Consider the following 12,798-nt stretch of genomic DNA (forward strand, 5'->3'; position numbering starts at 1 on the left):
CTTCTGACGCTGCCAAAGCAAAAAACGATGCAACTAAAGCAAAAGCTGAAGGCATAAAATCGGACACAAAAGCTAAAACAACGGCAACTAAAAAAACCGGTACCAAAACTGTAAAAGAAACAACTGAAAAAGCACCAAAAGTTGCAGACAAAGTGACCGGAGAATACAATGGTAAAAAAGTATATACCGGGCCTAAAGGTGGTAAATACTACATAAACTCAAACGGTAACAAAACTTATATTCAGGATTAAGAAATAATTTGATAACTAATAATCAAGAGACTAAAAAAATTTAGTCTCTTTTTTTATACATTAACTTTTATGTTAATATATAAACAAAGCCTTACAATAGAGTTAATAATTTAGTAATATGCGCTAAATAACAGAAATCACTTATTTATATATCTTCGTCAAAAAGCAAACTTAATATGAGTATTGAATATTCGGCAAACAAAACTATTTTAGTCGCACCGTTAAACTGGGGCTTGGGCCACGCCACAAGATGTATCCCGATTATAAAAGCATTACAGGAAAATAACTTTATTCCAATAATCGCTTCTGACGGAATTGCACTGGCTTTGTTAAGAAAAGAATTTCCATATGTGCAAACTCTTGAATTGCCATCTTATCATATTGAATATGCTAAAAATGGTAAAAATTTTAAGTGGAAGCTGATTAAAAATCTTCCTAAAATGATTACAGCCATTCGTGATGAGAAAAAAATGGTAAAATCGTGGGTTAAAAAACACGGCATTGATGGTATTATTTCAGATAACAGATTAGGGGTTTTTAGCAAAAAAATTCCATCGGTATTTATTACGCATCAATTGAATGTGATGACTGGAAACACAACATGGTTTACGAGTAAATGTCATCAGCATGTTATAAAAAAATATACGGAATGCTGGGTTCCTGATACGAATGAAAAAGTAAATCTTACCGGTGATTTAGGACATCTTGAAACTAATGAACTAAACTTAAAATATATTGGGCCTTTGAGCAGAATGCGCAAAAAGGAAACTCCAAAGGTTTATGATTTGATGATTATTCTTTCGGGACCGGAACCTCAACGTACTTATTTGGAAGAAAAATTAAAGGAAGAAGTTCTTAATTATGAAGGGAAAGTTGTGTTTGTAAAAGGTGTAGTCGAAAAAGACCAAACCAAACTAGAATCCGGAAATGTTACTTATTACAATTTCATGAATTCAAAACAGTTGGAACAAACCTTCAATGAAAGTGATTTGGTTTTATGCCGTTCGGGGTATACTACCGTAATGGATTTGGCAAAATTGGGTAAAAAAGCTTTTTTTATTCCAACTCCGGGGCAATATGAGCAGGAATATTTAGCGATAAAACTTCAGGATGAAAATCTGGTGCCGTATGCATTGCAAGACGACTTTACCATTGAAGATTTATCAAGAGTAAAGTCGTTTACAGGTTTTTCTCAGTTTCAGGATAATATCGACTGGGATTCTCTATTTTCTATATTTGAAGATAAAGCTTAGAAGTTAAACTGCGCTTGCAATCGCAATAAGTTTCCTTGTTGTCTGTTGATTGGGAGCGCACTGTCTTCAAAAGTTCTGTCGGCAATAACATACTCTGCCGTAAGTTCGAATGCTTTAAACGGCTGCCATTCTACACCAATTTCGTAATCACGTACAACATAACTTCTGGCATCTTTCTCGTATTTTTTTCCTCCGTCATAATACTGAAATTTGGCGAAAGGATAAATATGCTGTTTTTTTATGTCTAATTTATAATTCAATAATACATAACCTCCGTTTAGATCTGTTTCATCAACGGTGTTTGTAAGTGTGTTATAGCGAGGTCCGGTTCCAATATTATATTCCGTTTGAATTCCGAATGGCTTTGGATACAAAACAAAAGTTGCCCCAATTCTCTGGTCTTTTACATATTGAGGATCATTAACTATTACGCCTGAAGAAATCTCTCCGGTAAAAGCCCATTTTCCGGTATATGCCTGAATTCCAGGCTCGATAATCTGATTTCCAATTACAAACGGATAAGTTGCTCTTGCTACGACATTTATCGCTCTGTTTCCGTCTAATTTATTGGCTATTTGTCCGTTATAAACTCCAAAAGCAAAAACTCCAAAATCGCCGGAACCTTTATAACCATCTTTTACTAACATCGAGAAACGCTCTCTGATTTCGGCCGGAGCCCAATAAAAGAATAACCCTAAATCACGTTCGTTTAATATAGCACTGTTCATGGCGTCGTTTCTGTCTAAAGCCAATCGCTGCGAGCTGGATTGCATGTTTTCAAAACCATACGGAATTTTACTTTGTCCGACACGCACACGGTATTCCTTTTTCTTATCAAAAGAAAGATCAAAATACAGGTCACGAATTTGAACGAAATTTTGAATTCCGCTACTTGGTGAACTGGCAAAATCTGGCTGGAAGTAAAAAAACACATTTGGATGCACTTGTCCTGAAAACACTAGACGTGCACGTCTGATAAAAAGTCCGTTGTTTGCTTTTGCATCCGGAGCTGTAGAAGTTGTTCCCCATGATTTATCACATTGGTCACAGGAAACTTTATCGTTTGTAGAAAACAAACCATTGTATCGTATTTGTGCATAACCTCTTAGGGAGATTCTGTCGTACCAGTGTTCATCGTTACTAACGCCCGATTTGGTATCCGGAAGTTTGGCTTTGTTGATAGAATCAAGAAGACGAACTACTTCTTTTTTTACATCTTCTTTGGTTAACTCTTGCGCATTTGCAACACAAGTAATTAGCAATAAAATTGCAATTATTTTTCTTTTTATCATTTTTTCTCTAATGCACTAAAATTCAAGGTGCAAAGATGTATCACCAATGTTAAGAAATCATTAACACCGTGTTATCATAATAAGAAGATTTGTTTAGAAATAGTTACGCAAATATTATTCGCATTGCCAAACTCTATTTTTAAGCACTTAATAGCTCTGAAGCTTACAATTTTTTAACCTCAACTTTCTGCGCTTTATATGCTTTTTCGAGTGTAAAAGAGAATTCAGAACCAATTCCGAATTCACTTTCTACATATACTTTCTCTTTATGTGCCTCAATAATATGTTTTACGATAGCCAATCCTAAACCAGAACCACCTTCAGATCGGGTTCCGCTTTTATCGACACGATAAAAACGTTCAAAAAGTCTTGGGATATTTTGTTTTTCAACTCCTTCTCCATTATCACTAATTCTGATTAAGACTTTTTTCTTAGTTAAATTAACCACTCCAACTTCGGTTAAACCACCTTCTTTTCCGTATTTAATTGAGTTTACAATTAAATTCTCCAAAACCTGCTGAATTCTGTCCTGATCTCCGCGAACGATAACCGATTTTACATTTCTGCTTTCAAAAGCCAATTTGATTTTTTTCTTTTCGGCTTTCATTTCCAATAAATCAAAAACATTCTGAATCAACTCAACGATATCAAAATCTGTCATATTCAAATCCAGATCACCAGACTCAAGTTTGGTAATCATGTCGAGATCTTCTACTATATATATAAGTCGCTCTACTCCTTTTTCGGCACGTTTTAAATATTTTTTTCTGATGTGTTTATCATCCATTGCACCATCAAGCAAAGTAGAAACATAGCCCTGAACCGTAAACAAAGGTGTTTTAAGTTCGTGCGAAACGTTTCCTAAAAACTCCCTGCGGTATTCTTCACGAATTTCGAGCATTTCGATTTCGAGTTTTTTATCTGTAGCAAACTTTTTTACTTCACGCGAAAGCGTTTCCATATCTGTTGTTATGGGCTGATTGATAAGTGTTGTCGATTCTAATAACGAAACCTCATCGTATATTTTTTTTACTCTTCTGTATATAAAACGTTCTACACGATATTGCAAAACCAGGAAAGAAAAAATGTAAATCGATAAGAGAAAAACTAATCCAAACCCTATTTGATGTTTCAGTTGATTTTTATAAAACAACGACATCAAAATCAGCACAAATCCTGTTGCAAAAAGACTTATATATAATGCCGACTTTACAGCAAATTTGTATGTTTTCTTAAAATTAATTTTCATTGAATATTTTTAACCATTAAGGGATTTTTTCACCATATAAGTGATATAAGTTCATTTAAAAGTAAAACTTATTTTCTATGTATTGAGTAAAAATTTGAAAAAGTCAATCTTTGTCAAATTAAACTTTGACAAAGATTGACTTTGATTTCAAAAGTATGGACTATAATTGAATGTTAGATCACAATCAAATACTTAGCAACTTAGTATCTAGTCCCGAGGCTTCGGGATTGCAGCTTAAAAAATTAAACTTCAAATTTATAACCTACTCCTTTTATTGTTTTAAAAAGATCTTCTCCAATCTTTTCACGTAATTTTCTGATGTGAACATCGATCGTTCTTCCGCCAACTACTACTTCGTTACCCCAAACTTTATCAAGTATTTCATCTCTTTTGAAAACTTTTCCAGGTTTTGAAGCCAGCAGGTAAAACAATTCGAATTCTTTTCTTGGTAATGCAATTTCTACATTCCCTTTTATGATCTTATATTCTTCGCGGTTAATTTCGATTCCGCCAACATTTAAGGTATCACTAACAACTTCTTGTTCTTTTAACCTTCTTAACAAAGCCTTTACTTTACTTACCAGTAATTTTGGCTTTATCGGTTTTGTGATATAATCATCAGCACCTGCATCGAAACCAGCTACTTGCGAATAATCTTCGCTTCTTGCTGTTAAAAATGTTATGATAACATTATTTAATTCTGGTATTTTTCTGATGTTTTCACAAGCTTCCATACCGTCCATTTCTGCCATCATCACATCCATAATAATCAGGTCTGGTAATTCTTTCTGAGCTTTTGCAATTGCATCTTTTCCGTTTGAAGCTGTTACAATTTGATAGCCTTCCTGAGCAAGGTTATAGCCTACGATTTCTAAGATATCCGGTTCATCGTCGACCAATAAAATCTTGGTTTGAGTTTTTTTCATAAAATAGCAAAAATTGAGTTTTCTCATCAAATTTGATTCTAATAAATCTGATGGTTTTTAATTGCGATGGTAAATATAATAATAAATCGACGGTTAAAAATCGCAGTTAACGGTAATTTAATCTCGTAACAATTTGATAATCTACAGAACACAAAAACATAACAAGTGCGTAACATGAACTTTACAGGGCGGTTCTTTCTTTGCAAAAAAATAAATTAAACACAACTAAAATGAAATTCAATCTAAAATTTCTATTATTTACATTATTTATCTGCACGATTTCGGTCGCTCAAAACAAAGGTACAATTTCTGGGGTATTAACCGACAAAGAAATGAACAATCAATCGCTTCCTTTTGCGAATGTCTTAATAAAAGGAACAAACATTAGCGCAAACACTGACATCGACGGGAAATATTCAATATCTGTAAATCCGGGAAGCTATACTTTAATTTTCAGCTTTTTAGGATACCAAACTATAGAAGCGCCGGTTACAGTTAAAGCAAACGAAACTGTAACAATCAACAAAACACTTACTTCTGGAGAAGGTTATGCTTTGAAGGATGTTGTTGTGCAATCATCTGCTGGAAACAAACAAAAAGAATCAGCTCTATTATTAGACCAAAAAAATGCAGTTTCTTTTAAAGCTGCAATTGGTGCCGAAGAAATAGCTCGAAAAGGAGTTAACGATGTAGCAAATGCTGTATCTAAAGTTAGTGGAGTTTCTAAAAACGACGATTCAGGAAATGTTTTCGTAAGAGGATTAGGAGATCGTTATAATGTTACAACATTAAACGGACTTCCATTACCATCAAACAACCCTGCAAATAAAAATATACTTTTAGATATTTTCACGACAAATATTGTAGATAATATTGGAGTAAGCAAAACATTTGAAGCTCAAAACTATGCCGATTTCGGAGGAGCAAACATAGATATTGCTGCAAAAAAATTCAGCGGTAAACCTTTTGTAAGTTTTTCAATTGGAACAGGGGCTAACACAAATGTTTTAGGTCAAGATCATTTTTATCTACAAGATGGTCCTACTTATACTGGATTTAAAAAAGTTGGAGTTCCAGACTCTCCATTACAACCATATAGCTATGCAACAAGCTGGGACAGACAGGAAAACAAAAACATATTAAATGCTTTCTATACTTTATCTGCTGGTAAAAGATTTAATATAAATGATGAAAGTTCAATTGGTACTTTTGTTACTGGTTCATTTAGTGCAAAAAATAAATACACAGAAGGATACAGTAGAGGGGGAATTACTTCTGACGGAGATATCTTTTCTGATTTTTACAGAACGGCGTACAAACATAGTACTACTACAACTGTGATGGGTACAGCTGATTATAAAATCAACAACAAAAACTCGATCTTCTTTACTTCTTTATTCTTGAATTCAAGTGAGCAAGATTACAGCGAGTATGAAGGAACAAACCAGAATTTTGATGGTGGTGGAGACGCTCTTCAACAAATATCTGGATTTATTAAACGTGGAACTTTTGAAAGAACTCAATTAATTGTAAATCAATTAACAGGAAAAAATAAGTTCAACGATCAGTGGAATTTAAATTGGGGTGTAGGATACAGCATGTCTAATAGTGCAACTCCGGATCGTATGCAAAACTCTTTTGTGTATGCTCCAAATGCTATAGACTACACATTTTTTACCAATTCAAACATCAATAATCACAGATTTTTTCAGGACTTAAAAGAAAATGAAATCGCTGCAAATGTTGCTCTTTCTTATAACTTCAAAAAAGGCAGTGATGATACTTACAAAGGAAAAGTAACTGTTGGTTATTCAGGAAAGTTCAAGAGTGTAGATTACAACATGGAACAATATTCATTTTTCCCGAACAGAACTACAATTTCTTTTCCTAAAGAAGACATACACCATGTAGATAATTATTTAGATCCTGCACACTGGGGTTCATCATACTCAAACAGAATTAACCAATTGTATAATGGAAATTTAGATATTAATGCTGCATTCGTTAATGTTCAATACTCTTTAACGGATAGATTGAGTGTGATATTAGGGGCTAGACTGGAACAATTGAATCAAAGTGTTTTCTATATCACAACAACAGTTCCGGGTGGCGGCAATTCTGATGATTCAAAGTTTAACATTTTACCAAGTTTAATTTCAAAATATACTTTAACAGACAAACAGAACTTAAAGTTTTCTGCGAGCAAAACATATACACTTCCTCAGTTTAAAGAAAAAGTGCCAATTATTTATGAAGATGTCGCACAAGCATACGAAGGAAACCCTAATTTATATGCTTCAACAAATTACAACTTCGATTTAGGATGGGAATTTTTCCCGAAAGCAGGGGAATTAATTTCTGTAACTGCATTCGGAAAAATCATTCAAAACCCAATCAACGAAATGTTCCTTAACTCTTCTTCAAATGATATCTCTTACGCAAATACAGGAGATAAAGGAACAGTAGCTGGGGTAGAAGTAGAATTTAGAAAAGATATTTTTGAAATTGAAAATAATAACAACCTAAAGACAAAACTTTCTTTTGACGCAAACGGATCTTATTTATACACCAACCAAGATCTAAGCAACGATAAAGTAAACAACGAAAATGATTTTGGAGCAAACTTTACTTTTTCAGAAAGTAAATTAACAGGGGCTTCTAATTTCCTTGCCAATGCTAACTTATCATTTTTAAATGAATTCAGAGAAGGACAGGATTTCAGTGCAACGGTATCTTACTCTTATTTTTCAGATAAATTAGCTGTTATTGGAACCTCAAGAGTAGGAAACCTGGTTGATAAAGCTGTAAATAAATTAGACTTTATCGCTAATACAAGTTTAACTAAAAACTTAAAATTAGGTCTTATTTACAATAACATCCTGAATCCAACTTTTAAACGTGTACAAGAGCAAGGAAAAGTACCAGGAAAAGAATCTGTTGGTGATATTACTGCGGTTTCATACAAAGCAGGTTCAGATTTCAGACTTACTTTAAATTATACATTCTAAGAAACTGTTCTAAATAAATACAAAAGGTGATTAGGTAACTCTAATCATCTTTTGTAATTTAAAAACGGCAATGTAAATTTTATATTAAGTCGAGTCTTATTTATACCACTATACTTAATACATTGTTAATACGGTCTTAACTCAACAAAAACATATGTTCATTTACTTTGCCTTGAATAAATAAAACAATAAAACACAACAAAAATGAAAAAAAGTTTATTTGCAATGGCTGCAATATTAGGACTTGCTTTAACAAGCTGTAGTTCTGATGACAATAACAACAACAATACGAACAACAGTTCTTTTGTTTTAAAAGTTGACGATTTAAAGGGAGAGATTAAAGATGGTACTGTAACTTTGGACCCAACTCAAACTTATACTTTAACAGGTGGTCTTGTTGTTAAAGGTGGAGCTACTTTAGTTATTCCTGCTGGAACAGTAATTAAAAGTTCTGCTACTGCAGAAGCTACTTCTTTATATATCGCTGTAGAGAGAAATGCTAAAATTAACATCAATGGTACTGCTGCTAAGCCAGTTATTATGACTTCTGGAAAAGCAACTCCAGCTCAAAGTGACTGGGGTGGATTAATTATCGCTGGTAATGGTAAAGTGAACACAGGAGACAATGGTACTTCTGAAGTAGGTTCTTTAAGCTATGGTGGTAATGACAATGCAGATTCTTCTGGAAATATCAACTTTTTAAGAATTTCTTATACAGGTTCTAAATATACTGCTGAAAAAGAATACAATGGAGTTTCTTTCTTCGGAGTAGGTTCAGGAACAGTAGTATCTGACATATACACTTTCGAAAGTGGTGATGATGGAATTGAATTCTTCGGAGGAGCTGTGAACGCTTCTAACTTAGTAATTGTAAACTCTTATGATGATTCTTTAGATTTTGCTGACGGATGGCAAGGTACTGCTACAAACGTATACATTAAAGGTGTTACTAAAGCAGGTGTTGAAGGATCTACAAACGCAAAAGATCCAAGTGGAGCTGTTCCAATGACAAACGCTAAAATCACTAACATCTCTATCGTTAAAGGTGATGCTGCTTTCTTAGCTGACGAAAAAGCAATCAATTACAAAGAAGGTGGAGGAAAACAAGCTTACACAAACTTATATGTAGCTGACGGAATGCCTAAAGATCTTGCTAAATTATCTACAGATGCTGGTGCAGTTGCAAATATCGCTGCTGGTAACTTTACTATCACAAACTATACTTTTGGAGCTTCTGTTACTGCATTTGATGGTCCTAAATTATCTGGAACAACTACTGGTGCTTTAGGTGCTGGTGCTGGTGCTGACTTACCAACTTGGGCTAACTGGACTAAGTAATTAAACTAAGTTGATTTTCTAATCACTTCACACATAAAATGTTAAAAACATCCTAATTTTTTAGGATGTTTTTTTTTGGCGTAGTTTTTGTATTTTTTTTTGTATATTTACAATAATCAAAAAATAGCGATGGCAAAAAACTACTTTTATATTATATTTTTATTGGCTTTTTTCTTTACTACTATAACGGCGTCAGCGCAGGATAATAGTAAGCAATTACCAAAACCTCAGGACGGAAGTACCATTGAGGGCCTAAGCTTGTACCCTAACCCTGTTACAAACGGCAAAGTCTATATAACATCAAAAAACGATTTAGAAAAAGAAATTGTTGTTTTTGATCTGTTAGGAAAAAAAGTAATTCAGGCACATTTAACTACCAGAGAATTAAATGTTAGTGATTTAACTCCCGGAGTTTATATTATTAAAATAAGCGAAGAAAATGCTTCCGCTACCAGAAAACTTATCATTCGGTAAAACATAAAATACATCAAAAGCCCCAATGTTTATTTGGGGCTTTTTTATTACCGTTTTTTTTGTTTCCAGTCACAGTATGGGTTTTGAGACTCTGTACAGGAAAACTGTGACCAAAAACTGAAAACTATTTACATTTATACTTACCTTTGCACAAAAAAAGTTTTGATTACAGCCAGCGATATATTTACCATTTCGAGTCAGAAACAATTTGAAAAAATAGCATTAAAAGTGTTTCGTTTTCAGCATGAAAACAATCAGGTATATCGTGACTTTTGCGACTTTCTAAAAGTAAATCCGCAACAGATAAAATCACTGGAGCAAATCCCGTTTTTACCAATACAGTTTTTCAAAAGCCATAATGTAGTTTCCAATTCAAATCCTGTTCAGGTTATCTTTACCAGCAGCGGAACAACGGGCATGATTACGAGCAAACATTTAGTGACCGATATTTCCCTATATGAGGAAAGTTACCGCAAGGGGTTTTCTCAGTTTTATGGCAATATCGAAGATTACGTTGTTTTAGCTCTTTTGCCGTCTTATCTCGAAAGAGATGGATCTTCGCTTATTTATATGGTCGAAGACTTAATAAAACTATCCAATCAGCCCGAAAGCGGCTTTTATTTACACAATCACGACGACCTAATTAAAAAACTGACCGCTTTAGACGAATCGGGACAAAATGTGATTTTAATTGGTGTTACTTATGCTTTATTAGATTTAATAGAAAAACATCAATTCAACCTTCAAAATACCATCATTATGGAAACCGGAGGAATGAAAGGAAAACGCAAAGAAATGATTCGCGAAGAACTTCATGAACAGCTTTGCAAAGGCTTTGGAGTTTCGGCAATTCATTCAGAATACGGAATGACCGAACTTCTGGCGCAAGCCTATTCTTTAGGCGAAGGCGTTTTCGAATGTCCGTCATGGATGCATATTTTAGTTCGTGATCCCGAAGACGCACTTACTTACGTAAATAATGGAAAAACAGGTGGAATTAACGTTATTGATTTGGCCAATATCAATTCATGCTCTTTTATTGCCACTCAGGATTTAGGCAAAAAAAATCCCAACAACTCTTTTGAGGTATTGGGACGTTTTGATAATTCTGATATTCGTGGATGTAATTTGATGGTTTTGTAAACAGGTGTTTATAATCAACATTGTTATTTTTAACTATCTTAATGTAAGAATATACAGGATTTAATAACACATATATAATATAAAAAAAATACTACATTTATATTTAAAATATACTTTTAGAGTAACATTTTAAATATAAAATTATGAAAAAAATTACTTTATTACTGTTTGTTTTTTTAAACTTTACAGGCTGGACTCAGACCTACAAATTTCATACATTACAAGATTTAGGGCCGAATATCGAAACAGCTATTTCTGCTGAATGTGCTAAAAGCATTACAGTTGGACCAAATAGAGATGTAAATTTAAATCAAAGCTTTAAATTAGAAGTTGGGAAAATTTACAAATCTGATTTAGTTTCAGGATCAACTTCCGGTTCAAGATACTACAAGGTACTTTATGCTGTTGATTATTATCTTGATAAAGGAGCGGAAATAGATGAGCCTGCAAATTTTGAACTAATCCCAGATTTATGTAATTCTTTGTCATGGAAATACATCAGACCAATTTTATTAGGATCAACTATACAAGAAGCTCAAACTAACTTTTGCTCAAATCTAACCGTTAATACTACAAGAGAAAGAGTAAATGTTAGAACAGAAAAACCTTTAAATATTGGAGACGTATATTTGATGAATTTTGGTAAAGGTGCCAATTATTATTTAATTACAGCATCAGATCTAGAAGCGGGAGACAGCGAGTATCAACTTGATCCAACAAATAATAATAGCATTTTTTCTCTTGTTGCATTCAATTGCCAAAAACCAGATCCACAAGCCGTATCAATTGCTCCTGAAACTAATAATGATAATTATTATCGAGGATCGGGAATAAGAAAAGGAGCTTATTTTCATGTAACAAATATAGGCACAGATATTGTAAACACCAATACTGTACTTACACTATATCTAACGGCATCAAGAAACTTTGTAAATGGAAACGATATTAAGCTTGTTGCGAGTGGATGGGATCGAGAATACGTAAATAATGGTGTTGTCAGTGCGCTAATTTACAGTATTCCTTATAATGCAAGTATTGGTGATTATTATTTAACCCTAGAGATAACAAATGCGGAAGATTTTAATGTATATAACAATATAGTTTCATCAGCATCAAGAATAACGGTTAAAGATGGGACACCTCCAACAACTCCAACTCCAACTCCAACTCCAACTCCAACTCCAACTCCAACCGGAAAGCCAGATTTAATTATAGATTCAGATAAAACATTCATCAGCAGTGATTGTGGTGAATGTAGTTCAATCCCATTAAGTGAATTAAAAGACAAAAGGCACAAAATAAATAATCAATCCGGACAGATAACATTACCGTTTATAGCAGTTAAAAATACAGGAAATAGCATATCATCCCCAACAAATGTCACGTTTTATTTATCATCTAACACTACACTTGATAGTGCGGATTTAAAATCCAATGGAACTGCTATTAAAATAAATGGAGTCAAATCCGGAGAATCGTATGTAGTATCAGGTGGAACTATTTTTCCATCGGATTTTAGCAATACTGGCACTACCTTCCAAAATAACTGGAACATTCTCATGGTGGTCGACGACTCTAAAACAATTACGGAATCAAACGAAAATAACAATGTAACTGTTATTCCTGTAACTTTCTATAATCCTTTTGCAAAAACAGCAACAGCTACATTAGTAACCAATGAACAAGTGGAGCCTTATTCAATAAATGTCTACAATCTTGAAGGTAAAAAAGTTTTAACCAAAGAAGTTAGCTCTAAAGATGAAGAAAACAAATCTCTAGATTCATTAAAAAGCGGCATTTACATCATCAAATCTAAAAATGAAACCCGAAAAGTTATTAAATAATTAACATCTAATAATGCAAA

9 protein-coding genes and 1 pseudogene are annotated in these 12,798 nt (G+C 33.5%); 7 read left to right on the forward strand and 3 right to left on the reverse strand.

Annotation, left to right across the window (positions count from 1 at the left end):
• Positions 1-251 (forward strand): annotated as a pseudogene (locus RT99_RS10445) (hypothetical protein); the annotation flags it as partial.
• 176 nt (positions 252-427) lie between these two features.
• A complete protein-coding gene (locus RT99_RS10450; RefSeq protein WP_042564700.1) occupies positions 428-1,504 on the forward strand; it encodes a glycosyltransferase in 1,077 nt (358 codons plus the stop codon).
• Here the strand turns inward: RT99_RS10450 and RT99_RS10455 are convergent.
• The 3 genes from RT99_RS10455 to RT99_RS10465 all read right to left on the reverse strand — a co-directional run bounded on the left by RT99_RS10455 (position 1,501) and on the right by RT99_RS10465 (position 4,971).
• Positions 1,501-2,796 carry a porin gene (locus RT99_RS10455; RefSeq protein ID WP_042564701.1) on the reverse strand — a complete coding sequence of 432 codons (1,296 nt, stop codon included), beginning with the start codon at positions 2,794-2,796 and terminating at the stop codon, positions 1,501-1,503. The two genes, RT99_RS10450 and RT99_RS10455, sit on opposite strands and share 4 nt — an antisense overlap.
• A 163-nt stretch (positions 2,797-2,959) precedes the next feature.
• Positions 2,960-4,045: a cell wall metabolism sensor histidine kinase WalK gene (locus RT99_RS10460; RefSeq protein ID WP_042564702.1), complete on the reverse strand. Its 1,086-nt coding sequence runs from the start codon at positions 4,043-4,045 to the stop codon at positions 2,960-2,962.
• A 242-nt stretch (positions 4,046-4,287) separates the two neighbouring features.
• A complete protein-coding gene (locus RT99_RS10465) occupies positions 4,288-4,971 on the reverse strand; it encodes a response regulator transcription factor (RefSeq protein ID WP_042564703.1) in 684 nt (227 codons plus the stop codon).
• A 230-nt stretch (positions 4,972-5,201) separates the two neighbouring features.
• Between RT99_RS10465 and RT99_RS10470 the strand changes: the two genes are divergently transcribed.
• From RT99_RS10470 to RT99_RS10490, 5 genes are all read left to right on the forward strand, one after another.
• Positions 5,202-7,979 (forward strand): TonB-dependent receptor, encoded by a 2,778-nt coding sequence (locus RT99_RS10470; protein WP_042564704.1) that lies wholly within the window; start codon positions 5,202-5,204, stop codon positions 7,977-7,979.
• Between the two features lie 204 nt (positions 7,980-8,183).
• Positions 8,184-9,317 (forward strand): hypothetical protein, encoded by a 1,134-nt coding sequence (locus RT99_RS10475; RefSeq protein WP_042564705.1) that lies wholly within the window; start codon positions 8,184-8,186, stop codon positions 9,315-9,317.
• 129 nt (positions 9,318-9,446) lie between these two features.
• On the forward strand, positions 9,447-9,791 hold the full coding sequence (locus tag RT99_RS10480; protein WP_042564706.1) for a T9SS type A sorting domain-containing protein: 345 nt from the start codon (positions 9,447-9,449) through the stop codon (positions 9,789-9,791).
• A gap of 162 nt (positions 9,792-9,953) precedes the next feature.
• On the forward strand, positions 9,954-10,934 hold the full coding sequence (locus RT99_RS10485; protein WP_042564707.1) for an acyltransferase: 981 nt from the start codon (positions 9,954-9,956) through the stop codon (positions 10,932-10,934).
• Positions 10,935-11,077: 143 nt separating this feature from the next.
• Positions 11,078-12,778 (forward strand): T9SS type A sorting domain-containing protein, encoded by a 1,701-nt coding sequence (locus tag RT99_RS10490; RefSeq protein WP_042564708.1) that lies wholly within the window; start codon positions 11,078-11,080, stop codon positions 12,776-12,778.
• Positions 12,779-12,798: the final 20 nt, after the last annotated feature.

This window comes from Flavobacterium sp. MEB061 (assembly GCF_000834715.1).
In the GTDB taxonomy this organism is placed as follows: domain Bacteria; phylum Bacteroidota; class Bacteroidia; order Flavobacteriales; family Flavobacteriaceae; genus Flavobacterium; species Flavobacterium pectinovorum.